Below are 26606 nucleotides of genomic sequence, written 5' to 3'. Positions count from 1 at the left end.
ACACTCAAGAAGCCAGCGCCGGCCGATGCACCACGCCCGTCACCGCACGACGCGAGGCCGCAGCCGACAGATCGGCGCTGCCGAGCAGCTCCAGTACCGCCTCAGCCAGCTGCGGGTCGGCCAGCAACTTGCTGTGACCACCACTGGACAAATGCAGCAGGCGGCTGCCGGACCAGGCGGCATGAATACTCTGTGCTTCAGTACTGGGCACCATCTGGTCATCGGCGGCATGCACCACCAGGCCGGGGAAGTCCAACTGGTAGCGCGCTACATCCAGTTGCGCCGCCGGCATGCCGGCACTGCTCTCGACCATGTGCACGAACTGCGCGCGTGCCTGCTTGGGCAGGCCGACGAAGTGGGCAAAACGGCGCAAGGCGCCGATGATCCGCGCCGGCGCCGAGATGGTCACCAGGGCTTCGGTGCGCAGCCCCAGCTGCGTGGCCAGCAGCGCGCTGGCACCGCCCATGGAGTGGCCGATCACCGCCTTCAGCGGCGGCAGCTCGCTGGCCGCCTCCAGCAAGGCGCGGGCGAACAGCACCACGTTGGCCTCATGCCCGGGCGAACGCCCATGGGCCGGCGCATCCAGCGCCACTACGCCATAACCGGCGCGTACCAGCGCCTGGATCAGGTGGGCGAACTGGGTCGGCCGCCCTTCCCAGCCATGCAGCAACAGCACCGCCGGCCCTTGGCCCCAGCGCAGGGCCGACAGGCCGAAGCGCAAGGTGATGCGCTCGGCAGAAGCCAGCAACGGCAGCTCCCAATCGCGCGGCGGCAAGTCGCGCGGAGTAAGGAACGCTCGGTGCATCTTGCTGGCGACCAGTTCAGGCGCCAAACGACCCACAGTGGCGTTGAAGCCACGAACCCAGCTCAGGCTGCTCATTTCGCTTCTCCTCACTCTCAAGCCCGATGACGTCGGGCGCATCGTCAAATGACCGCCGACTTGGCGGCCCGTAGAACTCGGTCAGACAACTCGCCCTCGCCCAGCGCTCGCGCAATGGCCAGACCACCGACCATCAGCGCCAAATCGGCCAATGCCTTGTCGGCCTCTTCGGGGCTGCCAGCCAGGTCGGCGACCATCAGCTCGAGATGCTCGGCCAGGCTGGCGCGAAAGCTGTCTGGCAGGCGGCTTATCTCGCCCAGCGAGCTGGGCAGCGGGCAACCATCACCCGGGCTATCGCGGTGCTTGCGCGACAGGTAGAAAGCCGCCGCCAACGCGCGGCGCTCCTGGGCAGGGAGATCGTTATCCAGTTGTTTGAGCAGGCTGCGACGACGGCCGAGCAACTGGCGGAAGGCTTCCAGCATCAGCGCATCCTTGCTCTCGAAGTGCGCGTAGAAACCACCCACCGTCAGCCCCGCCGCTCCCATCACCTCACCCACGCTGGGCTCCGCCGGGCCACGCTGGATCAGCGCGGCAGTGGCGGCGGCAAGGATGCGTTCGCGGGTCTGGGCCTTCTTGTCGCTCATGGCTGCCTCCAAAAATATTATGGTTGAAATATTATGCTCATAATAAATTTATGCAAGCGCCAATCGCGACCATTGGTCGGCAGGAGATTCAAGGAGGAAGGGATTTACCGCAGGCAGAAAAACAAAAGGGCCATTCCTAAGAATGACCCTTCAAGCCCGCAAAACGCGGAAGAAAAATGGCGTCCCCTAGGGGACTCGAACCCCTGTTACCGCCGTGAAAGGGCGGTGTCCTAGGCCACTAGACGAAGGGGACAAAACCTTCGAAGAACAAGGCCAGCCCTTAGGCTGGCCTGTCAGTGTTTGGTGGAGCTAGACGGGATCGAACCGTCGACCTCTTGCATGCCATGCAAGCGCTCTCCCAGCTGAGCTATAGCCCCAGATTTTGCGTCTCGCGACGTGCAGTGCAAGCACTGCGTTGAATGGCGTCCCCTAGGGGACTCGAACCCCTGTTACCGCCGTGAAAGGGCGGTGTCCTAGGCCACTAGACGAAGGGGACAAAACCTTCAATAACTCGAACGGCTGGAATTCGTTCGGTGGCAATTTGGTGGAGCTAAACGGGATCGAACCGTTGACCTCTTGCATGCCATGCAAGCGCTCTCCCAGCTGAGCTATAGCCCCGTCTTAACGACGGGGCGCATATTAGGTTCGAGGGCCCTGGCTGTCAACACTATTTTTCATTCGACTCGAATATTTTTCGTCGAAAGAACAACCACTTACCCTCACCCACCGCTCAGCGGAAAGTTTCCAGCAGCTTCTTCCACTCCTTGCTCTCGCCATTGCTCACCCCGCCAAGCAGCTCGATGGCCTGGCGCAGACGGAAGCGAGCAAGATCGGCACCGAGGATTTCCATGGCATCCAGCACCGAGACCGAACTGGCCTTGCCGGTGATGGCCGGGAAGATCAGCGGCATCAGGTCGCGCAGCTTGAGGCCAAGGCCCTCGCAGACGAACTGGATACTCGCGGTGATCTTCTCCTTGTCCCACTGACGCAGCGCCTCCAGCTCCCACAGCAGCAGCTGCAGGGCCTGGCGCACCTGGTCCGGCGACAGTTTCTTGTGTTCCAGCAGCTTGGCGTCCAGCTGCACGCCGCCGCTGAAGAAGAAGCTGGCCAGCGGCGCGATGTCGCCGAAGGTCTCCACCCGCCCCTGCACATGGGGGGCGATCTGCATCAGGTACTGGGAGTTGAACGCCCAGTCCTGCACGCGCTTGGCAAAGTCTTCCACCGGCAGCTCACGCAGCCACTGGCCGTTGAGCCAGGACAGCTTCTCCACGTCGAAGATCGGACCGCCGAGGGAGACGCGCGACAGGTCGAAGTGTTCGATCATCTCGGCCAGGGAGAACTTCTCGCGCTCGTCCGGCATCGACCAGCCCATGCGCCCCAGGTAGTTGAGCAGCGCCTCGGGCATGTAGCCCATGCGCTCGTAGAAGGTGATGCAGGTCGGGTTCTTGCGCTTGGACAGCTTGCTCTTGTCCGGATTGCGCAGCAGCGGCATGTAGCAGAGCTTGGGCTGCTCCCAGCCGAAGTACTCGTACAGCTTGATCAGCTTCGGTGCCGATGGCAGCCACTCCTCGCCGCGCAGGACGTGGGTGATTTCCATCAGGTGATCGTCGACCACGTTGGCCAGGAAGTAGGTGGGCAGGCCATCGGCCTTCATCAGCACCTGCATGTCCATGCGATCCCATGGGATCTCCACGTCGCCACGCAGCATATCCGGCACCACGCAGACGCCCTCGCTCGGCACCTTCATACGCACCACATGCGATTCGCCCGCGGCGATGCGCTGCTGCGCAACGTCGGGGGCGATGTGGATGCAGTGACCGTCGTAGCGCGGGGTTTCCTTCTTCGCCATCTGCTCGGCGCGCACCTGGTCCAGGCGCTCGGCGGAGCAGAAGCACGGGAAGGCGTGGCCCTTGGCGACCAGTTCATCAGAGTACTTCTTGTAGATCGCGCCGCGCTCGCTCTGCCGGTACGGGCCGTGCGGGCCGCCGACATCCGGGCCTTCGTTCCACTCGATGCCCAGCCAGCGCAAGGCATCGAATATCTGCTGTTCGGACTCGCGGGTCGAACGCAGCTGGTCGGTATCCTCGATGCGCAGAATGAACTCGCCGCCGTGCTGACGGGCGAAGCACAGGTTGAACAGGGCGATGTAGGCGGTACCGACGTGCGGGTCACCAGTGGGCGACGGCGCAATACGGGTGCGGACTTTGGTCATGGCGGGCCTCGAACAAAAAAGCGAAACGAAAGAACCTAACAGGCCGTTGAAAACGTAGGCGAGGCAGCCGAGGCTAGGCAAAAACAGGCGAAGAAGCGCAGTTTACGAGTTGTAAATGAGCATTCTGAGCCTGTTTTTAACGACGCATCGGCAACGCAGGTAGTTTTCAACGGCCTGTTAATCAGGGGTGCGATGTTAGCAGGCCGGCCCCTGGCGGCTCCAGCAGACTGCTACGCGGCAAGCTGGCCATAAGGAAATCGAGGAAGGTCTTGACCTTCATCGCCTGAAAGCGGCGCGAAGGATAGACCGCATACAGCTCACCAACCGGCAAGCGGGCATCCGGCAACAGTTCGATGAGACGACCACTCTGCACCGCCTCCTCGGAGATCATCAGCGGCAAGCCGGCAATCCCGGCACCCGCCACGGCGGCTTCGCGAGCCAAGGTGATGTTGTTGCACGACAGCACGCGCTGACAGGCAATGTGCTCACCCAGCAGCGGCCAGTAGCGTGGCGAATCCTGCGGCAAGAGGATGGCCCGATGCCCACTCAGCTCATCGATGCTTTGCGGCGTACCGTGCTGCGCCAGATAATCCGGGCTGGCGCACAGGCGCCGACCACTCTCGAACAGCTTGCGCGCAATCAGGGTGGAGTCATGCGGCTGGCCGACCTGGATGGCGATATCGACGCCCTCCTCTACCGGGTCGACATCGCGCGAAGTCAGCTCCACTTCCGCGCTGATCTGCGGGTACTGGCGCATGAACTGCCCCAGTACGCCACCAAGGAACAGCTGGCCAAACTCGATGGGCGCGGTGATCCGCAGCAGCCCGGACGGTTCCTGCTGCAGCTGCATCACCGCCTGCTCGGCCTCGGCGAAGTCGAGCATGATCTGCCGGCAACGCTCGTAGTAGGCCTGCCCCACTTCAGTCAGGCGCAGCTTGCGCGTGGTGCGATTGAGCAGGCGCACACCGAGGCGCTCTTCGAGCAGGGCGATGCGCCGGCTGACCGTGGACTTCTGCATGCCCAGGCTCTGCGCCGCCTGGGTGAAGCTGTGGCATTCCACCACGCGGGTGAAGATCAAGGCATCATCGAGGCCCATTATTGTTCCCCATAAGCAACAAAGCATGCCGATTCTAGCGGCTATAACACTGGGGGCAACACTGTTAGATTTGCTTACACTTACGCCAGCCGTTTGAGCCCCGCCATGCCCGCAAAACTGCAACGCCGCCTGTCCGTGTTCCTCGCCCTCGTCGCCCTGATCGTCCTGGCCCTGCTCGGCCACTGGCTGCTGGTCGGGCGCCTCCACGAGAGCACCGACAACGCCTATGTGCAGGGCGAGATCACCCGCGTGTCCAGCCAGCTCGGCGCGCGCATCGAGCAGGTACTGGTGCAGGACAACCAGCACGTGGAACAGGGTCAGCTGCTGGCCACCCTGGAAAGTGCCGACTTCCAGCTGGCCCTCGACCGCGCCCGCGCCGCCCTGGCCACCCGCGAGGCCGAGCTGACCCAGGCGCAAAGCCGCCTGACCCAGCAGGCCAGCCTGATCGCCGCCAGCCGCGCCGATGTCGGCGCCAGCCAGGCCACTTTGAGCCGCACGCAGATCGACCTGTCGCGCGCCCAGACCCTGCGCAAGCCCGGCTATGTCTCCGAGGAGCGGGTCACCACCCTGGCCGCCGACAGCCGCGTCGCCCTGTCCCAGGTCGCCAAGGCCGAGGCGGACCTGAGCGCCCAGCGCCAGCAGGTCGACGCCCTGAGCGCCGAGGTCAAGCGCCTCGAGGCGCAGATCGCCAACGCCCGTGCCGACATCGCCCAGGCCGAGCTGAACCTGGCCCGCACGCAGATCCACGCCCCCATCGGCGGCATCGTCGGCCAGCGCTCGGCGCGCAACGGCCAGGTGGTGCAGGCCGGCGCCTACCTGCTGTCGATCGTGCCGAACGACGACATCTGGGTGCAGGCCAACTTCAAGGAAACCCAGATCGGCCGCATGCAGCCCGGGCAAACAGCCGAACTGACCTTCGACGCCTACCCCGACACGCCGATCGAAGCCCGCATCGACAGCCTGTTCGCCGCCTCCGGCGCGCAGTTCAGCCTGCTGCCGCCGGACAACGCCACCGGCAACTTCACCAAGGTGGTGCAGCGCATCCCGGTGAAGCTGACCTTTGCTGCGGACAACCCGCTGCAGGGCAAGATCCGTCCGGGCATGTCGGTCGAGGTCAAGGTCGACATCCGCGGCGACCAACGCCATGGCGGCTGATGAACTGATCCGCCCCGTCGGCGAACCCAGCCGGCGCGACTGGATTGCGGTGATGAGCGCCATGCTCGGCGCCTTCATGGCGGTGCTGGATATCCAGATCACCAACTCCTCGCTGAAGGATATCCAGGGCGCGCTATCCGCCACCCTGGAGGAAGGCTCGTGGATTTCCACCTCCTACCTGGTCGCGGAAATCATCATGATCCCGCTCACCGCCTGGCTGGTGCAGCTGCTCTCGGCGCGGCGCCTGGCGGTGTGGGTGTCGCTGGGTTTTCTCGCCTCGTCCCTGCTCTGCTCGATGGCCTGGAACCTGGAGAGCATGATCGTGTTTCGCGCCCTGCAGGGCTTCACCGGCGGCGCACTGATCCCGCTGGCCTTCACCCTGACCCTGATCAAGCTCCCGGAACATCACCGCGCCAAGGGCATGGCGCTGTTCGCCATCACCGCCACCTTCGCCCCCTCTATCGGCCCGACCCTGGGCGGCTGGCTGACGGAAAACTGGGGCTGGGAATACATCTTCTATATCAACATCCCGCCGGGCCTGCTGATGATCGCCGGGCTGATGTACGGCCTGGAGAAGAAGGCACCACATTGGGAGCTGCTGAAAAGCACCGACTACGGCGGCATTGTCACCCTGGGCCTGGGCCTGGGCTGCCTGCAGGTGTTCCTCGAGGAAGGCCACCGCAAGGACTGGCTGGAGTCCAACCTGATCGTCGGCCTCGGTTCGATTGCCGTGATCAGCCTGTGCCTGTTCGTCATCCTGCAGTTTTCCCGCGACAATCCGCTGATCAACCTGCGCATCCTGCGCGAGCGCAACTTCGGCCTGACCAGCATCGCCAGCCTGGGCATGGGCCTGGGCCTGTACGGTTCGATCTACCTGCTGCCGCTGTACCTGGCACAGATCCAGAATTACAGCGCCCTGCAGATTGGCGAAGTGATCATGTGGATGGGCCTGCCGCAGTTGCTGATCATCCCGCTGGTGCCGCTGCTGATGAAGGTGGTTCCGCCCAAACTGCTGTGCGCCCTGGGATTCGGCCTGTTCGGTTTTTCCAGCTTCGCTTCCGGGGTACTCAACCCGGACTTTGCCGGCGAACAGTTCAACCATATCCAGATCATCCGCGCCCTAGGCCAGCCGATGATCATGGTCACCATCTCGTTGATCGCCACCGCCTATATCCAAGCCCAGGATGCCGGCTCGGCCTCCAGCCTGTTCAACATCCTGCGCAACCTCGGTGGCGCCATCGGCATCGCCCTGCTCGCCACACTGCTCGACAGCCGCGCCAAGACCTATTTCGACTACCTGCGCGAGTCGCTGGTACCGAGCAACCCGCAGGTGAGCGAGCGCCTCGCCCTGCTCACCGAGAAGCTCGGCAGCGAGCAGGCAGCACTGGCCAAACTGAGCGAAATCGCCCACCAGCAGGCCAGCATCATGGCCTACAATGACGCCTTCCATTTCGTCGGTCTGGCACTCGGCATCAGCATGATCGCCGTACTCCTGACTCGCGCACTGCCACCGGGCACCACCGGCGGCGCTGCCCACTGACAAACCGACAAGCCACCACAAGCGGCGTGTCGACGCTCAAGGTTCCGCAATGCTCGCCTCCACCACCCGCTCGCGCTCGCTGCTGTTGATCAGCGCTTTTCTGGTCATTTATATCGGCTGGGGCACCACCTACCTGGCCAACCACTTCCTCCTGCGCGAGCTGCCGCCCTTCGTCATCGGCACCCTGCGTTTCCTCTGCGCCGGCATACTCGCCCTGCTCTGGGCACTGAGCCGTGGTGCAACGCAGATGCAGCCGGGTAACTGGGGCAGCGCCCTGATCGGCGGCCTGCTGCTGATCGCCTTCGGCCAGGGCGCACTGATCTACGCCAACCAGCACCTGCCCACCGGCCTGCTGGCAATGCTCTACACCAGCCTGCCGCTGTGGAGCGTGGCGCTGGAGTGGCTGCTCGGCGAACGACCGCCATTCTGGGCGCTGCTGGGTCTGGCCCTGGCCAGCGGCGGCATCGTGTTGCTGATGGGCAATGGCCTGGGTACCGAGACGGGCCCGCTGCAATGGTTTTCCGGCGGTCTGACGCTGCTCGCTACCCTGCTCTGGGCCATCGGCGCCTGGTGGATGCGGCAGCGCCCGCCATTCCACTCCAGTTGGCTGGGGCTGAGCCTGCAGATGCTGATCGGCGCGCTGATTCTCGCAGGCCTGGGCCTGCTCGACGGCGACTGGCAGGCGCTGCGCCTCGACCAGCTAAGTGGCAGTGGTTGGCTGTGGCTAGCTTATCTGGTGCTGCCGGTCAGCCTAGGCGTGTACCCAGCATATTTCTGGCTGCTGCGCGAAGTGCGGCCGAGCCTGGTGTCGACCTTCGCCTTCGTCAACCCGGTGGTGGCCCTGCTGCTCGGTTACCTGATCCTCGGCGAACAGCTCAGCCTCACCGCCGGCCTGGCCTGCCTGGCGACCCTGACCGGGGTGTCGCTGATCATTCTGGGACGACGCTGACCACACACGCCTGTAGCCCGGATGCAATCCGGGAACCCGCTCCCGAATTGCATCCGGGCTACACCTGCAACAGGCGATCACGCAGCTTCTGCACCTCGTCGCGCAGCTGCGCCGCGGCTTCGAACTCCAGGTCGCGGGCCAGCTGGTACATCTTCTCTTCCAGCTGACGAATGCGCTTGGTGATTTCGCTCGGTGAGCGCAGTTCGGCCTCGTAGCGCGCACTCTCCTCGGCCGCCTTGGCCATGCCCTTGCGCTTGTTGCTGCGCGAGCCGGGCACGGTGGCGCCTTCGAGGATGTCCTGGATGTCCTTCTTCACACCCTTGGGCACGATGCCGTTGGCTTCGTTGAAGGCGATCTGCTTGTTGCGCCGCCGCTCGGTCTCGCCGATGGCACGCTCCATCGAGCCGGTCATGCGGTCGGCATACAGGATCGCCCGGCCATTGAGGTTGCGCGCGGCGCGACCGATGGTCTGGATCAGCGAGCGCTCGGAGCGCAGGAAGCCTTCCTTGTCCGCATCGAGAATCGCCACCAGCGAAACCTCGGGCATGTCCAGGCCTTCGCGCAGCAGGTTGATCCCCACCAGCACGTCGAAGGCCCCGGTACGCAGGTCGCGGATGATCTCCACGCGCTCCACCGTGTCGATGTCCGAGTGCAGGTAGCGCACCTTGACCCCGTGGTCGGCCAGATAATCGGTGAGATCCTCGGCCATGCGTTTGGTCAGGGTGGTGACCAGCACCCGCTCCTCGACCGCCACGCGCTTGGTGATTTCCGAGAGCAGGTCGTCGACCTGGGTGCGCGCCGGGCGCACCTCGATCTGTGGGTCGACCAGGCCGGTGGGGCGCACCACCTGCTCGACCACCCGTCCGGCATGTTCACCCTCGTAAGGCCCCGGCGTGGCAGAAACAAAGATGGTCTGCGGACTGGCCGCCTCCCACTCCTCGAAACGCATGGGTCGGTTATCCAGCGCCGAGGGCAGGCGGAAGCCGTACTCGACCAGGGTTTCCTTGCGCGAACGGTCGCCCTTGTACATGGCGCCGACCTGCGGCACCGACACGTGGGACTCGTCGATCACCAGCAGCGCCTGGTCCGGCAGGTAGTCATACAGGGTCGGCGGCGGCTCGCCCGGGCCGCGCCCGGAGAGGTAGCGCGAGTAGTTCTCGATGCCGTTGCAGTAGCCCAGTTCGAGGATCATCTCCAGGTCAAAACGGGTGCGCTGCTCCAGACGCTGCGCCTCCACCAGCTTGTTGTTGGCACGCAAATATTCCAGGCGCTCGGCCAGTTCGACCTTGATCTTCTCCACCGCCTCCAGCAGCACCTCGCGCGGGGTGACGTAGTGGCTCTTGGGGTAGAAGGTGAAGCGCGGCAGCTTGCGGATCACCTCGCCGGTCAGCGGGTCGAAGGCCGAGATGCTTTCCACCTCGTCGTCGAACAGCTCGATGCGAATGGCTTCCAGATCGGATTCGGCCGGGAAGATATCGATCACATCGCCGCGTACGCGGAAGGTGGCGCGGGCGAAGTCCATGTCGTTGCGGGTGTACTGCAGGTCGGCCAGGCGGCGCAGCAGCGCGCGCTGGTCCAGCTTGTCGCCACGGTCGACGTGCAACACCATCTTCAGGTAGCTCTCGGGGCTACCCAGACCGTAGATGCACGACACGGTGGTGACGATGATCGCGTCGGGCCGCTCGAGCAGCGCCTTGGTCGCCGAGAGGCGCATCTGCTCGATGTGGTCGTTGATCGAAGCATCCTTCTCGATAAAGGTATCGGACGAAGGAACGTAGGCTTCGGGCTGGTAGTAGTCGTAATAGGAGACGAAATACTCCACCGCGTTGTTCGGGAAGAAGCTCTTGAACTCGCCATACAGCTGCGCGGCCAGGGTCTTGTTCGGCGCCAACACCAGGGTCGGGCGCTGGATCTGCGCGATCACGTTGGCGATGCTGAAGGTCTTGCCCGAGCCGGTCACGCCGAGCAGGGTCTGGTGCGACAGACCTGCCTCAAGCCCTTCGACCAGCTGGCGAATGGCCTCCGGCTGGTCGCCGGCCGGCTGGAAGCGAGTGACGAGCTGAAACTGCGACATGAACAGACCTCGACGAACTACTGTGACGCGGCGCAACGGCGGGCGTCATAGCTAGCGTGAAAGCGTGCCGACGCTGTCGCCGCGCACACCCTGGGTCGCTATAATAGCGGCCCGTTTATGCAAGCCCTAGCCTCTATTACATCAGGGCATTGCCGACTCCCCACTTACTTCCCTCCGAGCTGCCGCATCATGAGTCTGTTCTCTGCCGTCGAAATGGCGCCGCGCGATCCGATCCTGGGCCTGAACGAAGCCTTCAACGCCGACACCCGTAGCCACAAGGTCAACCTTGGCGTAGGCGTCTATTTTACCGAGGAAGGCCGAATTCCCCTCCTGCGTGCCGTTGCCGAGGCCGAAAAAGCCCGCATCGAAGCCCACGCCCCGCGCGGCTATCTGCCGATCGAAGGCATCGCCGCCTATGACAGCGCCGTGCAGAAGCTGCTGTTCGGTGCCGATTCCGCCCTGCTGGCCGAAGGCCGCGTGGTCACCACCCAGGCCGTCGGCGGGACCGGCGCCCTGAAAACCGGCGCCGACTTCCTCAAGCGCCTACTGCCCAACGCCGTGGTCGCCATCAGCGACCCAAGCTGGGAGAACCACCGCGCACTGTTCGAATCCGCTGGGTTCCCGGTACAGAACTACCGCTACTACGATGCCGCGACCAACGGCGTGAACCGTGCCGGTCTGCTGGAAGACCTGCAAAACCTGCCAGCCCGCTCGGTGGTCGTGCTGCACGCCTGCTGCCACAACCCGACCGGCGTCGACCTATCGCTGGATGACTGGAAAGCCGTGCTGGAAGTGCTGCGCGAGCGCGAGCATGTGCCCTTCCTCGATATCGCCTACCAGGGCTTCGGCGAGGGCATCGACCAGGACGCCTTCGCCGTGCGCCTGTTCGCCGAGTCCGGCCTGCCGTTCTTCGTCTCCAGCTCCTTCTCCAAGTCCTTCTCGCTGTACGGCGAGCGCGTCGGCGCCCTGTCCATCGTCACCGCCTCCAAGGAAGAAGCCGGCCGCGTGCTGTCGCAAGCCAAGCGCGTGATCCGCACCAACTACTCCAACCCACCGACCCACGGCGCCACCGTGGTCGCCAATGTGCTCAACAGCCCCGAGCTGCGCACCCTGTGGGAAGAAGAACTGGGCGAGATGCGCCAGCGCATTCGCGACATGCGCTTGGCCATGGTCGAGCAACTGGCCGCCCAGGGCGCCAAGCGCGACTTCAGCTTCGTCGCCCGCCAGCGCGGCATGTTCTCCTACTCCGGCCTGACCGCCGAGCAGGTGGAACGCCTGAAGAACGAGTTCGCCATCTACGCCGTCGGCACCGGCCGCATCTGCGTCGCGGCACTCAACCGCAGCAACCTGGATGCCGTCACCAAGGCCATCGTCCAGGTCCTCTGATAGAAGCCGGGAAGTCCCCACAGGGTGTTGACTTCCCCTTTTTAATCAGTAGGATACGCACCGCTGTTCCGCGATAGCTCAGTCGGTAGAGCAAATGACTGTTAATCATTGGGTCCCTGGTTCGAGTCCAGGTCGCGGAGCCAAATGCAAAAGCCTCAGGTGACAACCTGGGGCTTTTTTATTGCTTACCGGACTCTCACCAGGGACTGTGTCCCAGGCTATTCGCTTCGCTCACCCCTTCTGGGCCGCACTGAAGCGCGTTCAGATGCGCTGTCGAGCCTAGGTCGCGGAGCCAAATGCAAAAGCCCCAGGTGAAAACCTGGGGCTTTTTTATTGTCCCTAGATTCTATAAAAACTGCAGCAAGCCCCAGAAACAAGAAGACCGGCCAAAGGCCGGTCTTTACTACGCCGCGCTACGACGCGTCAGTTAATGCTCAACTTGTCGCGGTTCTTTTCCAGAGTTGCAGCACCTATGCCTTTCACTTCAAGCAACTCATCGACCGAAGCAAACGGCCCGTTGGCTGTACGATGATCGACAATCGCTTGGGCCTTCACCTTGCCAATACCGATCAGGCCATTTTCAAGAGCGGCGGCGTCAGCGGTGTTCAGGTTGACCACCTGCACTTCGGCAGTAACCGGGGCCTGGCTGGCAGTAACAGGAGCAGCTTCGCTTTTGGCGGGTTCTGCCGCGAATACTCCGACGGACAGACTGGTAAGGCAGGAAAACAGCAGTACAGACAGACTCTTTCTAAGCATGACAACTCTCCGTGTCGACATGTGGCGTGGCACATCCAGCCACGCACTCAAGCTAGTTGCTGCCAGCGCCCCGTCAAATCATGACCTCAGCATTTTGTGCGCCGCCGCACATGGGCGCATCTCGCCTAGTCACTCAACTGAGGTCTTAGTCTGCAATGCCCGCCTTGAATCGCACTGCCAACCCAACCAGCGGAACATACGCCAGCAAGATACCAACCAGCCCCTCACCACCCAGCGCCACCCAGCAGGCAATGGGCAGCAGCCAGAATAGATTGATGAGCGCAATCGCCACGGTCACGGGCAAGTGGCGACCGTAATGACGCGAGGCCACCTGATAGGCATGACTGCGGTGCGCCTGGTAGACCTTTTCACCGCGACAAAGACGACGCCCCAAGGTCAGCGTAGCATCGACGATGAAGACGCCCAGCAGGATCAGCCAAGCCCAGAACAAGCGCGGCTCGACCCAGGCCGCCTGCAGCGACAGCAACCCGAGAATCAGGCCCAGATAACCACTCCCCGCATCGCCCATGAAAATACGCGCGGGCGGGAAGTTCCAGAACAGGAACCCCGCACTCGCCGCAGCAAGCAACGCCGGCAGGAGCATGGCATCTAGATGTCCGGACAAGGCGTACAGCAGCGCACCCGCCAGACCGACAGTAACCGCCTCAACGCCGGCGATACCATCTATGCCATCCATGAAGTTGTACAAATTGAGCATCCAGACTAGGTAGAACACCGCCAGCGCGGCACCTACCCACCCCAGATTGACTCTGCCCCCGAAAATCTCCAAGTCCGGCGCCCCACCCAGCCAAACAACTCCCCAGATTGCCGCAGCAAAATGCGCAACAAGACGCCAACGCGCCGCAAGCGGACGGTGATCGTCGATGAAACCGACAAGGGCAACCAGCCCCCCCGCACCCCACAACGCCCACAAATGCTGCGCGGCCAGGTCTTCCCACAGGAACAACCCAGGCAAAGCCAGGCTGACGCCCAGGACGATGGCCAAGCCGCCCCCGCGCGGAGTCGGCAAGGTATGCGAACTGCGCTGATTAGGGATATCCAGGACATTGCGCAGCAAGGCATAACGGCGCAGCAGCCAAGTCATCAGCAGAGACGCCAGGAACACCAGCAGCAGGAAACCTAACGCCATCATCGTGCATCCTGCCCGAGGAAATCCAAGGCCGTCTGGCGCAAGAGCTGATCACTGGAAAACGGTGGCGACCAACCCAGGAGCTGACGATTCTTGCCGATATCGACACTCAACGAACCGCACAGACGCTGCCCCACGCTGCGCCGCCCCAGCAATCCAGCGCCAGCCTGCAACCAGCCTTGTGGCACCGGCAGCAGACGCGCAGGTCGCTGCAGAGCGGACGCAAGCTTGCGCAGCAACTCGGTGGTAGAAAGGGACTCACCATCACTGACCAGGAAAACCTGGTTGGTCGCCGCCGGGTGATCCAGGCAGCACACCAGCAAATCCACCAGGTTCGGCAAACCAACCAGGCTGCGCCGGTTATGGATCGCCCCCAGCGGTAGCGGCAGACCTTTGCTTAACCAGCGCATCATGCTGAGGAAATTGGCCTTTACCCCCGGCCCATACACCAGAGGCGGCCGAATAATCACCACTTCCATAGCCCCCTCTGCCGCCAACTGCAGCAGAGCCTGCTCCGCTTCAAACTTGGAAACTGCATAAGGATCGGTGGGTGCAGGGCAATCATCTGCCGTGAAACTGGAACCAGGTACAGTCTGCTCGCCATTGACCTTGATCGTGCTGAGGAAAATGAACCGCTTCACCCCCGCCTGAGCCGCGGCCTGCGCCAACTTGAGGGTGCCTTGCAGATTGACGCGGCGAAAATCCGCCAGCGGGTCATCACTGCGCTCCTGCATCACATGCACACGCGCTGCGCAGTGCACAACCACGTCAATACCCTGCAATGCTGCAGCATCGATAGCATCCGTCGCCAAATCGCCCAGTATCAGCCGATCAACATTGGTCGCAGCTGGAAGGCTGCCGGCATCACGCAAGCCCGCTACCACCCGCGCCCCTGGAACAGCTTGCAGGCGCTCGCAGAGAGCACGCCCAACAAAACCAGTGGCTCCGGTCACCAAAATACGCATGTGCAAATAGCCCCATCAGGCAACAAATAAACAAGTCGGGAGAAACCATAACGCGGGTCGCAGCGGTAGCCACGGAAATCAGACCAGGAAGGCGCCTACCATAGGCAACGCCGCTCCACATCGCTCCAGTTATGGAGCGGACTGGACTTCACGCTCCTTGCGCAACGAGAGCAACTCTCGTTGCTGACGTGCAATACGCGCACGCAAGCGGCCCAGGAGCCAGAGGTTAAGCAGAAGGGAAAACACCGCACCCACGATAAAAGCCAGTGACATCAGCACTGAAACCGGCAACGCGGGCGTCAACCAGCCGAGGAATACCAGATGGCTTGCCTGACGGTTCTCCAAGATAAATACCAGCACCGCCAGACCGACCAGCAGCAATCCCAGCGCCAGCAAGAAACGCTTGAAGCCCGTCAGCATGCTCGGACTTCCCGCAGGAGAAGATCACTCATCTTCGTTGACCCGATCACGCAGTTCCTTACCCGGCTTGAAGTGCGGCACGAACTTGCCATCCAGGCGTACCGACTCACCGGTTTTCGGATTGCGACCGACACGCGGCGCGCGATAGTGCAGGGAAAAGCTGCCAAATCCACGGATCTCAATGCGATCCCCGGTGGCCAACGCCTGCGACATCTGCTCCAGCATGGTCTTGATCGCCAGCTCGACATCCTTGGAGGACAGCAACCCCTGGTGGGTGACAATGCGATCGATCAACTCCGACTTGGTCATGGTTTTCCCTTCTTTTTCAAGCGGCTAGATCACTAGATAGGAAGGTTTTAGCATGCTGATCAGCTTTTGAACAGCCTATAAAACAAGGTGTTAGCGCAAAATCGTGACTCACCGGCAGGATTCAGTGCGCACCATAAGCAGGCAAGACGAGCAATTCACCGCCCTAGCCCCAAGCCCACCGCCGCGCGCCATCAGCGATAAAACCACAGGCACAAAAAAGGGCGACCGAAGTCGCCCTTTTTCTGATCAACCTGAACTTAGTTCTGGTTCATCTGCGCGCGGATCAGATCACCAATGGTGGTCGGACCGGTGCTTTCAACTTCTTGCTTGGTACGCAGCTCTTTCATCGCGTCCTTTTCGTCTTCGACGTCTTTGGACTTGATAGACAGGCTGATTACGCGGCTCTTGCGGTCGATACTGATGATCTTGGCTTCGACTTCGTCGCCTTCTTTCAGCACGTTACGGGCGTCTTCAACGCGGTCACGGCTGATTTCGGAGGCTTTCAGGGTCGCTTCGATATCGTTGCCCAGATCGATGATGGCGCCTTTGGCGTCAACTTCTTTCACGGTGCCACGAACGATGGTGCCCTTCTCGTTGATCGAGGCGTAGTTGGAGAACGGATCATCTTCCAGCTGCTTGATGCCCAGGGAGATGCGCTCGCGCTCCGGATCAACAGAGAGGATGACAGTTTCCAGCTCGTCGCCCTTCTTGAAACGGCGTACGGCTTCTTCGCCCACTTCGTTCCAGGAGATATCGGACAGGTGAACCAGACCGTCGATGCCGCCGTCCAGACCAATGAAGATACCGAAATCGGTGATCGACTTGATGGTGCCGGAGATCTTGTCGCCCTTGTTGAACTGGCCAGAGAAGTCTTCCCATGGGTTCGACTTGCACTGCTTGATGCCCAGGGAGATACGACGACGCTCTTCGTCGATGTCGAGAACCTGAACTTCCACTTCGTCGCCGACGTTAACGACTTTGGACGGGTGGATGTTCTTGTTGGTCCAATCCATCTCGGACACGTGCACCAGGCCTTCAACGCCTTCTTCCAGCTCAGCGAAGCAGCCGTAGTCGGTCAGGTTGGTGACCTTGGCGGTAACACGGGTACCCTCTGGGTAACGCGCCTTGATGGCAACCCATGGGTCTTCGCCCAGTTGCTTCAGGCCCAGGGAGACGCGGTTGCGCTCGCGATCGTACTTGAGGATCTTGACGTCGATCTCGTCGCCAACGTTGACGATCTCGGACGGGTGCTTGATACGCTTCCAGGCCATGTCGGTGATGTGCAGCAGACCATCGACGCCGCCCAGGTCAACGAACGCACCGTAGTCGGTGAGGTTCTTGACGATACCTTTGACCTGCTGGCCTTCCTGCAGGGATTCCAGCAGAGCTTCGCGCTCGGCACTGTTTTCCGCTTCCAGGACGCTGCGACGGGAAACGACAACGTTGTTGCGCTTCTGGTCCAGCTTGATGACCTTGAACTCGAGCTCTTTGCCTTCCAGGTGAGTGGTATCACGCACCGGACGGACATCGACCAGGGAGCCCGGCAGGAACGCACGGATGCCGTTAACGTCGACAGTGAAGCCGCCTTTAACCTTACCGTTGATAACGCCCTTGACCACTTCTTCAGCGGCGAAAGCTGCTTCCAGAACGATCCAGCACTCGGCACGCTTGGCTTTTTCGCGGGACAGCTTGGTTTCACCAAAGCCATCTTCAACCGCGTCCAGCGCTACGTGTACTTCATCACCTACGTTGATGGCCAGTTCGCCAGCATCGTTGTAGAACTGCTCAAGCGGGATCAGGCCTTCGGATTTCAGACCAGCGTGGACAGTTACCCAGCCAGCTTGATAGTCGATATCGACGATGATCGCGGTGATGATCGCGCCAGCCTGAAGATTGAGGGTCTTTAGGCTTTCTTCAAATAGTTCTGCAAAGCTTTCGCTCATGTTGATTCCTGTTGATCAAGGGCAGGGAATCTGCCCAAACCACACTCCAGACAATGTGGGTTCGTGATGTAAAAAGAGGCCTGCAGGACGTTGACTGGTCTCCTGCATGCCTCCTTGTCGACCGCGGAAGTGCGGTCTTTTACTACCCAGCGAGATCGCGACTGGCGACCTCGCTGAGAATCCTTTCCATGACTTGTTCGATGGACAACTCGGTGGAATCCAGCTGGATGGCATCGGGTGCCGGCTTCAGCGGAGCCACTGCGCGTTGCATGTCGCGCTCATCGCGCGCTCGAATCTCGTCTAGGAGACTCGGCAGGCTAACACCTTCGACCTTGTCTTTCAACTGCAGATAGCGGCGACGGGCGCGCTCCTCGGCACTGGCGGTCAGGTAGACCTTCAATGGCGCCTCGGGGAACACCACGGTGCCCATGTCGCGACCATCGGCAACCAGGCCAGGTGCTTCACGGAAAGCCCGCTGACGCTGCAACAGGGCTTCGCGCACCGCCGGCAGGGAAGCAACCATGGAAGCACCGGCGCCGACCTGTTCGTTGCGGATATCGTCGGTGACCTCGTCCCCTTCGAGAATGATGCGCTTACCAATGAACTGTACGTCCAGATGGGCAGCCAGGGTTTTCAGCGCTTCCTCGTTGGTCAGGTCGATACCGTGATTGCCGGCGGCGAAGGCCAACAGGCGATACAGGGCACCGGAGTCCAGCAGGTTCCAGCCCAGCTTGGCGGCCAGCAGACCGGCAATGGTGCCCTTGCCGGAACCGCTCGGTCCGTCGATGGTGATGACGACAGCGGTCATGCCTGCTTCTCCTCGGCGACGCGGATACCGGTCTGCGCAGCCAGACCGAGGAAGTTGGGGAAGGAGGTAGCGACGTTGGCGCAATCGTGGATACGGATCGGCGCCGTGGCGCGCAGCGAGGCGACGCTGAAGGACATGGCGATACGGTGGTCGCCATGGCTCCACACCTCGCCACCGCCAATCGGGCCACCCTCGATGATGATGCCGTCCGGGGTCGGCTCAGCCTTGACACCCAAAGCGATCAGACCGTCGGCCATGACCTGGATGCGGTCGGATTCCTTGACCCGCAGCTCTTCGGCGCCGCGGAGTACGGTACGCCCTTCGGCACAGGCGGCAGCAACGAACAACACCGGGAACTCGTCGATAGCCAGCGGCACCAAATCTTCCGGGATATCGATACCCTTGAGCTTGGCGGCACGCACGCGGATATCAGCGACCGGTTCACCGCCCACTTCGCGCTGGTTTTCCAGGGTCAGGTCGGCGCCCATCAGCTTGAGGATATCGATCACCCCGGTACGGGTCGGGTTGATACCAACGTGCTCCAGCACCAGTTCGGAACCTTCAGCGATGCTCGCCGCCACCAGGAAGAAGGCCGCGGAGGAAATATCCGCCGGCACCTCGATATGAGTAGCCGTGAGTTTGTGCCCGGACTCGACGGTAGCAACATTGCCGTCGACCGCCACCGGATAGCCGAAGCCGCGCAGCATGCGCTCGGTATGATCGCGGGTCGGCGCAGGCTCAGTCACGGCGGTCTCACCGGCGGCATACAGACCAGCCAGCAGCAGGCAGGACTTGACCTGGGCGCTGGCCATTGGCATTTCGTAGCTCATGCCGGTCAGACGCTGACCGCCTTTGATGTGCATCGGCGGACGGCCTTCGGCAGCCGTCTCGATCACCGCCCCCATCTCGCGCAGCGGCTTGGCCACGCGGTTCATCGGACGCTTGGACAGCGAGGCGTCGCCAGTCAGCACGGTATCGAACGGCTGCGCAGCCAGCAGCCCGGAGAGCAGGCGCATCGAGGTGCCCGAGTTGCCCAGGTACAGCGGGCCGGGTGGCGGCTTTAGGCCGTGCAGGCCGACACCATGCACGGTCACCTTGCCATGGTGCGGGCCTTCGATGACCACACCCATGTCGCGGAAGGCCTGCAGGGTCGCCAGGGCGTCTTCACCTTCGAGGAAACCTTCCACTTCGGTGGTGCCTTCGGCCAGCGAGCCGAGCATGATCGAGCGGTGCGAGATGGACTTGTCGCCCGGTACGCGGATGCGGCCGGAAAGCGAGCCACCAGGATTGGCGAGGTAGATCAGGTCGTTCGAGTGCATGGCGTCCACATAGGCCCTGCGGGCCAGGATTTTACTGAAATGCTCGCGGGCAAAGCGGGCGCGGGTGAACACGCCTAGCAACTGATGCCCGTCCCCTGCGTCGACCGCGCCGCGCAAAGCGTCAAGGTCGTCGCGAAATGCGTCCAGGGTACGCAGCACCGCCTCGCGATTGGCAAGGAAGATGTCGTGCCACATCACCGGATCACTGCCGGCGATCCGCGTGAAATCGCGAAAACCGCCAGCGGCGTAACGAAAAATCTCCAAGTTCTCGCTGCGTTTGGCCAGCGAGTCGACCAGGGTAAAGGCCAGCAGATGCGGCAGATGGCTGGTAGCGGCCAACACTTGGTCGTGGTGCTCCACGTTCATGTGCTCGACATCCGCACCCAGCTCGCGCCACAGCCCATCGACCAGTGCCAGCGCAGCGGTATCGGTCGATGCCTGCGGCGTCAGAATCACCTTGTGACGACGGAACAGTTGGGCATTGGCGGCTTCAACTCCACTTTGCTCGGAACCGGCAATCGGATGGCCCGGCACGAAGCGCGGATTGTCGCCAGTGAAGGCCAGGCGCGCCGCGCGCACCACATTGCCCTTGGCGCTACCGACATCGGTGAGCACCGCGTCGCCCAGATCGAGCTTGGCCAGCTGCGCCAGCAGCTTCTCCATGGCCAGGATAGGCACCGCCAGCTGGATCACTGCAGCCCCCTGACAGGCGGCTGCCAACTCGGTTTCGCAGCGATCGACCACGCCCAGCTCGACCGCCAGGCGGCGCGACTCGGCATCCAGGTCGACCCCGACCACCTCGCTGAACAGACCTTTCTCGCGCATGCCCTTGGCAAAGGAGCCGCCGATCAGACCCAGGCCGACCACCACCAGGCGGCCGAGCTTGACGGATGCTGATGACATCGACATGACATCAGCCACGCGCGAGCACCTGCCCCAGCACGTCGAGGAATCGGGCGTTTTCCGCCCGAGTACCGATGGACACGCGCAGGAAGGTTGGCATGCCGTAGCCACCAACCGGACGCACGATTACGCCCTCTTGGAGCAGCGCCCGGTTGATCGGCGCCGCATCGCGAGCAAAATCGACGGCAATGAAATTGCCCTTGGAGGGAATCCAGTTCAGCCCCAGCTCAGCGAAACCCGCTTCCAACTGAGCCATGCCGGCATCGTTGACCCGGCGACTCTCGGCCAGGTAGTCGGCGTCATCCAGCGCGGCGCAGGCAGCACTCAGAGCCAGGCTGTTGACGTTGAACGGCTGACGCACGCGGTTCAGCACATCGGCGACCTGCGGCGAAGACAGCGCATAACCGACCCGCAGCGACGCCAGACCATAGGCCTTGGAGAAGGTACGCGAGACGATCAGGTTGGGGTAACGCACCAGGTAGTCGAGGCCATCCGGCAGTTCATCGCCCTCAGCGTATTCGATATAGGCCTCGTCCAGCACCACCAGCACGTCCTGCGGTACGCGGGCGAGGAATGACTCCAGAGCGTCCGGGCCGAACCAGGTGCCAGTCGGGTTGTTCGGGTTGGCGATGAACACCACGCGGGTGTTGCCGTCGATAGCCGCCAGCATGGCCTCCAGGTCATGACCATGGGCCTTGGCGGGCACCGCCTTGCCCTGCGCACCAACTGCCTGGGTGGCGATCGGGTAGACGGCAAAGGCGTACTGGCTGAACACCGCGTTCAAGCCTGGCGCCAGCCAGGCACGGGCAACCAGATCGAGAATATCGTTGGAGCCGTTACCCAGGGTCACCTGCGCCACACTCACACCACAGCGCGCCGCAAGCTTCTGCTTCAGTTCGAAGCCGTTGCCATCGGGATAGCGGGTCAGCTCGGCCAGTTCGGCACGAATGGCCTCCAGCGCCTTCGGCGACGGGCCCAGCGGGTTCTCGTTGCTGGCCAGCTTGACGATACCGGCCGGGTCGAGGTTCAGCTCACGGGCCAGCTCGTCGACCGGTTTACCCGGCACGTAGGGCGAGAGTTTCTGCACGCCCGGTACGGCGCGGGCGAGGAAATCGCAACTCATGTGGGCTCCTTAGAGAACCGCTTTCGGGTAGGAACCCAGCACCTTGAGCGCCACGGCTTCCTGATTGATCTTTTCCAGCACGTCCTTGATCAGCGGGTCCTGGTGGTGACCGACGAAGTCGATGAAGAACACGTAGGTCCACTTGCCGCTGCGCGACGGGCGGGTCTCGATGCGGGTCAGGTCGATGCCATTGGTGTGGAAAGGCACCAGCAGCTCGTGCAGCGCGCCCGGCTTGTTGCGCATGGAGACGATCACCGAGGTCTTGTCGTCGCCGGTCGGCGGCACTTCCTGGCTGCCGATGATAAGGAAGCGCGTGGAGTTGTCCGGACGATCCTCGATCTTCTCGAACAGTTTGGACAGGCCATACAGGCTGGCCGCCATATCGCCGGCGATCGCCGCCGAGTTCCACTCGCTCTTCACCCGCTTGGCCGCTTCGGCGTTACTGGAAACCGCAACGCGCTCGACGTTCGGGTAGTGCGCGTCCAGCCACTTGCGGCACTGCGCCAGGGACTGGGCGTGGGAATAGATGCGGGTGATCTTGTCGGTCTTGGTGGTTTCACCGACCAACAGGTGGTGGTGAATGCGCAACTCCACCTCACCGCAGATGACCATGTCGTGCTCGAGGAAGCTGTCGAGGGTGTGGTTGACCGCACCCTCGGTGGAGTTCTCCACCGGCACCACGCCGAAGTTGACCGCACCGGCGGCCACTTCGCGGAACACTTCGTCGATCGCCGCCATCGGCTGGCTGATCACCGCGTGACCGAAGTGCTTGAGCGCCGCGGCCTGGGAGAAGGTACCTTCCGGGCCGAGATAGGCGATCTTCAGCGGCTGCTCGAGGGCCAGGCAGGAGGACATGATTTCGCGGAACAGCCGCGCCACTTCCTCGTTGTCCAGAGGCCCCTTGTTCAGCTCCATGATGTGCTTGAGCACCCAGGCTTCACGCTCGGGACGGTAGAACACCGGCTTCTCGCCTTCCGGCAAGGAGGCCATTTTGACCCGCGCCACGTCCTGGGCACAGCGCGCGCGGTCACTGATCAGCTCGAGAATCTTCTCATCGAGGCTGTCGATACGTACGCGCAGCGCCTTGAGCTGATCAACGTCGCTCATCAAGCGTGCTCCTTCTCGAACTCCGCCATGTAGGCCACCAGGGCCTCGACGGCGTCCAGGCCGGTGGCGTTGTAGATGGAGGCACGCATGCCGCCCACCGAACGGTGACCTTTCAGGTTGAGCAGGCCGCGGGCGTCGGCGCCGGCCAGGAAGGCCTTGTCCAGCTTCTCGTCGGCCAGGCGGAACGGCACGTTCATCCACGAACGGGCATTCTTGGCGATCGGGTTACTGTAGAAGTCGCTGGCGTCGATTGCCTTGTACAGCAGGTCCTTCTTCGCCTTGTTGCGCTGCTCCATCGCCGCCACGCCACCCTGCTCCTTGAGCCACTCGAAGACCAGGCCCGAGAGGTACCAGGAATAGGTCGCTGGAGTGTTGTACATGGAGCCGTTATCGGCGGCGACCTTGTAGTTGAGCATGGTCGGGCAGAGGCTGCGGGCACGGCCGAGCAGGTCTTCGCGGATGATGGTCACCACCAGACCGGACGGACCGATGTTCTTTTGCGCGCCGGCGTAGATCAGACCGAACTTGGACACGTCGATCTCGCGGGAGAGAATGTCCGAGGACATGTCCACCACCAGCGGGGTATCGCCCACTTCCGGCACCCAGTCGAACTGCAGGCCGCCAATGGTCTCGTTGCTGGCGTAGTGCAGGTAGGCCGCGTCTTTCGACAGCTGCCACTCGTTCTGCCCAGGAATCGCGAAGTAGTCGTAGGCCTTGGCGCTGGCGGCGACGTTGACGTTACCGTAGCGACTGGCTTCCTCGATGCTCTTCTTCGACCAGATACCGGTGTCGATGTAGTCGGCGACGCCATCTTCCGGCAGCAGGTTGAGCGCGATCTCGGCGAACTGCTGGCTGGCCCCACCCTGCAGGAACAGCACCTTGTAGTCCGACGGGATGGCCAGCAGGTCACGCAGGTCCTGCTCGGCCTTCTCGGCGATCGCCACGTACTCGTCGCTGCGGTGGCTCATCTCCATCACGGAGACACCCAGGCCGTTCCAGTCGAGCATCTCGGCCTGGGCCCGTTGCAGTACGGCGGTTGGCAGCGCGGCCGGGCCGGCGCAGAAGTTATGGGCTCGCTTGCTCACGTCACTCTCACTCTTCGTCGCTTAGGGCATCTACCGAGGTCTCGCCCTCGTCCGCCGCTTCCACTGGTTCGGCATCAGCGCCTTCGGCGAGCACGTCGCCACCCAGCTCTTCGCCTTCGATCTCGTCGTCATCCGAACCGGACGGCTCCTGCACGCGCTCCAGGCCGACCAGGGTCTCATCGGCAGCCAGCTTGATCAGGATCACGCCCTGGGTGTTACGGCCCAGGCAACGCAGCTCGTCGACCCGGGTCCGCACCAGGGTGCCCTGGTCGGAAATCATCATGATTTCCTCGCCATTCTGTACCTGGATGGCGCCGATCAGGTTGCCGTTGCGCTCGTTGATGACCATGGCGATCACACCCTGGCCGCCACGACCGCGGCGCGGGAACTCGGCCATCTCGGTGCGCTTGCCGTAACCACGGGCCGAGGCGGTGAGGATCTGCGCGCCGGCTTCCGGGATCAGCATGGAGATGATGCGCTGGCCTTCCGGCAGGCGCATGCCGCGCACACCGCGGGCGGTACGGCCCATGGTGCGCACCTTGCTTTCCTTGAAGCGGATGACCTTGCCGCCATCGGAGAACATCATCACTTCCCGCGCGCCGTCGGTCACGGCAGCGGCGATCAGGGTGTCGCCCTCTTCCAGGCGCAGGGCGATCAGGCCCGAGCTGCGCGGCTTGCTGAACTGCACCAGCGGGGTTTTCTTCACGGTGCCGTTGGCGGTGGCCATGAACACGTAGGTCCCGGTCGGCTCGTCGGCGCTGTCGTCATCGGCGTCTTCGTCGTCGCCGACTTCCTCGATGACTTCTTCGGCCTCGACCAGCACGCCTTCGATCACGTCCTCGTCGTCACCTTCCGGCGCTTGCTGGCGCACGGCTTCCAGGTCGACCTGGAGCATCGCGGTGATGCGCTCGCCCTCGTCCAGCGGCAGCAGGTTGACCAACGGACGACCGCGCGCGGTGCGCGAGGCTTCCGGGATCTCGAAGGTGCGCAGCCAGTAGACCTTGCCCTTGCTGGAGAACAGCAGCAGGGTGGCGTGGCTGTTGGCGACCAGCAGGTGTTCGATGTAGTCCTCGTCCTTCACCCCGGTGGCCGACTTGCCTTTGCCGCCGCGACGCTGGGCCTGGTAGGCATGCAGCGGCTGGGACTTGGCGTAGCCGCCGTGGGAGATGGTCACCACGCGCTCTTCTTCGGTGATCAGGTCGGCGATGGTCAGGTCGGTCTGCGAAGCCATGATCTCGGTGCGACGGGCATCGCCGAACTCGGCCTTGACCTTCTCCAGCTCTTCACGGATGACTTCCATCAGGCGCGTGGCGCTGGTCAGGATGCGGATCAGCTCGCCGATCTGGGTAAGGATCTCCTGATATTCGGCCAGCAGCTTCTCGTGCTCCAGGCCGGTCAGGCGGTGCAGGCGCAGTTCGAGGATGGCCTGGGCCTGCTCGGGCGACAGGTAGTACTTGCCTTCGCGCAGGCCGTATTGCGGCTCCAGGTCGTCCGGGCGACAGGAATCAGCACCGGCGCGCTCGACCATGGCTTCCACGGCACTGGATTCCCAGGCGGCGGCGATCAGGCGTTCCTTGGCGTCGGCCGGGGTCGGCGAGGTCTTGATCAGCTCGATCACCGGATCGATGTTGGACAGCGCAACCGCCTGGCCTTCAAGGATATGGCCGCGCTCACGGGCCTTGCGCAGCTCGTAGACGGTACGGCGGGTCACCACTTCGCGGCGGTGACGGATGAATACTTCGAGCATGTCCTTGAGGTTCATCGTGCGCGGCTGGCCATCGACCAGGGCCACCACGTTGATACCAAACACGCTCTGCATCTGGGTCTGGGCGTAGAGGTTGTTGAGGATCACCTCCGGCACTTCGCCACGACGCAGTTCGATGACCACGCGCATGCCGTCCTTGTCGGACTCGTCGCGCAGCTCGGTGATACCTTCGAGCTTCTTCTCCTTGACCAGCTCGGCGATCTTCTCGATCAGACGGGCCTTGTTCAGCTGGTACGGCAGCTCGGTGACGACGATCTGCTGGCGGCCGCCGACCTTGTCGATGTCCTCGATCTCGGCACGGGCACGCATATAGATGCGGCCACGGCCGGTGCGGTAGGCCTCGATGATGCCGGCACGGCCGTTGATGATGCCCGCGGTCGGGAAGTCCGGGCCGGGGATGTACTGCATCAGCTCATCGACGGTGAGCTCGCCGTTGTCCATCAGCGCCAGGCAACCGTCGATCACTTCGGACAGGTTGTGCGGCGGGATGTTGGTCGCCATGCCCACGGCGATACCCGACGAGCCGTTGACCAGCAGGTTGGGGATCTTGGTCGGCATGACCGCCGGAATCTGCTCGGTGCCGTCGTAGTTGGGCACCCAGTCGACGGTTTCCTTGTCCAGGTCCGCCAGCAGCTCATGGGCCAGCTTAGCCATGCGCACTTCGGTGTATCGCATGGCGGCGGCGTTGTCGCCGTCCACCGAACCGAAGTTGCCCTGGCCATCGACCAGCATGTAGCGCAGCGAGAACGGCTGGGCCATGCGCACGATGGTGTCGTACACCGCCGTATCGCCGTGCGGGTGGTACTTACCGATGACGTCACCGACCACACGGGCAGATTTCTTGTACGCCTTGTTCCAGTCGTTACCCAGCTCGCTCATGGCGAACAGCACGCGACGGTGCACGGGCTTCAAGCCATCACGCGCATCCGGCAGGGCGCGACCGACGATTACGCTCATCGCGTAGTCGAGGTAGGACTGTTTCAGCTCGTCTTCGATATTGACCGGGAGGATTTCTTTGGCCAGTTCGCCCATGAGAAGCCTGGTTCCTTTTTCTGGTGAAACCCCGTCACACCCATC

The 26606-nt window shown here is 62.7% G+C and carries 21 protein-coding genes and 5 tRNA genes; 5 read left to right on the top strand and 21 right to left on the bottom strand.

Features of this window, described 5'->3' with window-relative positions:
• Nucleotides 1-4 precede the first annotated feature (4 nt).
• From H3H45_RS08180 to H3H45_RS08145, 8 genes are all read right to left on the bottom strand, one after another.
• Nucleotides 5-880 (bottom strand): alpha/beta fold hydrolase, encoded by an 876-nt coding sequence (locus tag H3H45_RS08180; RefSeq protein WP_182833249.1) that lies wholly within the window; start codon nt 878-880, stop codon nt 5-7.
• A gap of 44 nt (nt 881-924) precedes the next feature.
• Entirely contained in the window at nt 925-1464 is a 540-nt protein-coding gene (locus H3H45_RS08175) for a TetR/AcrR family transcriptional regulator (RefSeq protein WP_182833248.1), read from the bottom strand.
• Nucleotides 1465-1641: 177 nt separating this feature from the next.
• A tRNA-Glu gene (locus H3H45_RS08170) sits at nt 1642-1717 on the bottom strand.
• 48 nt (nt 1718-1765) lie between these two features.
• A tRNA-Ala gene (locus tag H3H45_RS08165) sits at nt 1766-1841 on the bottom strand.
• A 43-nt stretch (nt 1842-1884) separates the two neighbouring features.
• Nucleotides 1885-1960 (bottom strand) — tRNA-Glu (locus H3H45_RS08160).
• Between the two features lie 46 nt (nt 1961-2006).
• A tRNA-Ala gene (locus tag H3H45_RS08155) sits at nt 2007-2082 on the bottom strand.
• A gap of 112 nt (nt 2083-2194) precedes the next feature.
• A complete protein-coding gene (gene gltX, locus H3H45_RS08150; RefSeq protein WP_182833247.1) occupies nt 2195-3676 on the bottom strand; it encodes a glutamate--tRNA ligase in 1482 nt (493 codons plus the stop codon).
• A 181-nt stretch (nt 3677-3857) separates the two neighbouring features.
• Nucleotides 3858-4772: a LysR family transcriptional regulator gene (locus H3H45_RS08145; protein WP_182833246.1), complete on the bottom strand. Its 915-nt coding sequence runs from the start codon at nt 4770-4772 to the stop codon at nt 3858-3860.
• A 105-nt stretch (nt 4773-4877) separates the two neighbouring features.
• Here H3H45_RS08145 and H3H45_RS08140 point away from each other — a divergent pair, with 105 nt between their 5' ends.
• The 3 genes from H3H45_RS08140 to H3H45_RS08130 are packed head-to-tail and all read left to right on the top strand — an operon-like array spanning nt 4878 to nt 8416.
• The gene (locus tag H3H45_RS08140) at nt 4878-5927 is read left to right on the top strand and encodes an HlyD family secretion protein (RefSeq protein WP_182833245.1); all 1050 of its coding nucleotides are present in this window, start codon (nt 4878-4880) and stop codon (nt 5925-5927) included.
• A complete protein-coding gene (locus H3H45_RS08135) occupies nt 5917-7467 on the top strand; it encodes an MDR family MFS transporter (RefSeq protein WP_220494222.1) in 1551 nt (516 codons plus the stop codon). The genes H3H45_RS08140 and H3H45_RS08135 overlap by 11 nt, the downstream gene beginning before the upstream one ends.
• 49 nt (nt 7468-7516) lie before the next feature.
• Entirely contained in the window at nt 7517-8416 is a 900-nt protein-coding gene (locus H3H45_RS08130; RefSeq protein WP_182833244.1) for an EamA family transporter, read from the top strand.
• Between the two features lie 58 nt (nt 8417-8474).
• Here the strand turns inward: H3H45_RS08130 and uvrB are convergent, their stop codons facing one another.
• Complete coding sequence (uvrB, locus tag H3H45_RS08125; protein ID WP_182833243.1) at nt 8475-10490, bottom strand: excinuclease ABC subunit UvrB; 2016 nt, start codon at nt 10488-10490, stop codon at nt 8475-8477.
• A gap of 189 nt (nt 10491-10679) precedes the next feature.
• Here uvrB and H3H45_RS08120 point away from each other — a divergent pair, with 189 nt between their 5' ends.
• Nucleotides 10680-11876 carry an amino acid aminotransferase gene (locus H3H45_RS08120; RefSeq protein WP_182833242.1) on the top strand — a complete coding sequence of 399 codons (1197 nt, stop codon included), beginning with the start codon at nt 10680-10682 and terminating at the stop codon, nt 11874-11876.
• A 67-nt stretch (nt 11877-11943) separates the two neighbouring features.
• A tRNA-Asn gene (locus H3H45_RS08115) sits at nt 11944-12019 on the top strand.
• A gap of 280 nt (nt 12020-12299) precedes the next feature.
• On the opposite strand, the gene H3H45_RS08110 is transcribed toward H3H45_RS08115, so the two are convergent.
• From H3H45_RS08110 to gyrA, 12 genes are all read right to left on the bottom strand, one after another.
• Entirely contained in the window at nt 12300-12632 is a 333-nt protein-coding gene (locus H3H45_RS08110) for a ComEA family DNA-binding protein (RefSeq protein WP_182833241.1), read from the bottom strand.
• A 145-nt stretch (nt 12633-12777) separates the two neighbouring features.
• Complete coding sequence (locus H3H45_RS08105; protein ID WP_407926685.1) at nt 12778-13785, bottom strand: MraY family glycosyltransferase; 1008 nt, start codon at nt 13783-13785, stop codon at nt 12778-12780.
• Nucleotides 13782-14747 (bottom strand): UDP-glucose 4-epimerase family protein, encoded by a 966-nt coding sequence (locus tag H3H45_RS08100; protein ID WP_182833240.1) that lies wholly within the window; start codon nt 14745-14747, stop codon nt 13782-13784. Before H3H45_RS08100 ends, H3H45_RS08105 begins: the two co-directional genes overlap by 4 nt.
• Nucleotides 14748-14876: 129 nt before the next feature.
• Nucleotides 14877-15167, bottom strand: a complete 291-nt coding sequence (locus tag H3H45_RS08095; protein ID WP_235983537.1) for a lipopolysaccharide assembly protein LapA domain-containing protein — start codon at nt 15165-15167, stop codon at nt 14877-14879.
• A 24-nt stretch (nt 15168-15191) separates the two neighbouring features.
• Nucleotides 15192-15476: an integration host factor subunit beta gene (gene ihfB, locus H3H45_RS08090; protein ID WP_173208103.1), complete on the bottom strand. Its 285-nt coding sequence runs from the start codon at nt 15474-15476 to the stop codon at nt 15192-15194.
• A gap of 257 nt (nt 15477-15733) precedes the next feature.
• Complete coding sequence (gene rpsA / locus H3H45_RS08085; RefSeq protein WP_173208106.1) at nt 15734-17419, bottom strand: 30S ribosomal protein S1; 1686 nt, start codon at nt 17417-17419, stop codon at nt 15734-15736.
• A gap of 142 nt (nt 17420-17561) precedes the next feature.
• Entirely contained in the window at nt 17562-18227 is a 666-nt protein-coding gene (gene cmk, locus H3H45_RS08080) for a (d)CMP kinase (RefSeq protein ID WP_182833239.1), read from the bottom strand.
• Nucleotides 18224-20455 carry a bifunctional prephenate dehydrogenase/3-phosphoshikimate 1-carboxyvinyltransferase gene (locus H3H45_RS08075; RefSeq protein ID WP_182833882.1) on the bottom strand — a complete coding sequence of 744 codons (2232 nt, stop codon included), beginning with the start codon at nt 20453-20455 and terminating at the stop codon, nt 18224-18226. The genes cmk and H3H45_RS08075 overlap by 4 nt, the downstream gene beginning before the upstream one ends.
• Before the next feature lie 4 nt (nt 20456-20459).
• Complete coding sequence (gene hisC / locus H3H45_RS08070) at nt 20460-21572, bottom strand: histidinol-phosphate transaminase (RefSeq protein WP_182833238.1); 1113 nt, start codon at nt 21570-21572, stop codon at nt 20460-20462.
• A 9-nt stretch (nt 21573-21581) separates the two neighbouring features.
• Nucleotides 21582-22679: a prephenate dehydratase gene (gene pheA, locus H3H45_RS08065; RefSeq protein WP_182833237.1), complete on the bottom strand. Its 1098-nt coding sequence runs from the start codon at nt 22677-22679 to the stop codon at nt 21582-21584.
• On the bottom strand, nt 22679-23764 hold the full coding sequence (serC, locus tag H3H45_RS08060; RefSeq protein WP_182833236.1) for a 3-phosphoserine/phosphohydroxythreonine transaminase: 1086 nt from the start codon (nt 23762-23764) through the stop codon (nt 22679-22681). Before serC ends, pheA begins: the two co-directional genes overlap by 1 nt.
• Before the next feature lie 7 nt (nt 23765-23771).
• Complete coding sequence (gene gyrA, locus H3H45_RS08055) at nt 23772-26561, bottom strand: DNA gyrase subunit A (protein WP_182833235.1); 2790 nt, start codon at nt 26559-26561, stop codon at nt 23772-23774.
• Between the last annotated feature and the right edge of the window lie 45 nt (nt 26562-26606).

Source organism: Aquipseudomonas guryensis, assembly GCF_014164785.1.
Taxonomy (GTDB): Bacteria; Pseudomonadota; Gammaproteobacteria; order Pseudomonadales; family Pseudomonadaceae; genus Aquipseudomonas; species Aquipseudomonas guryensis.
Note: the sequence above shows the minus strand (reverse complement) of the source record. Positions and strands in the feature narration are given on the sequence as shown.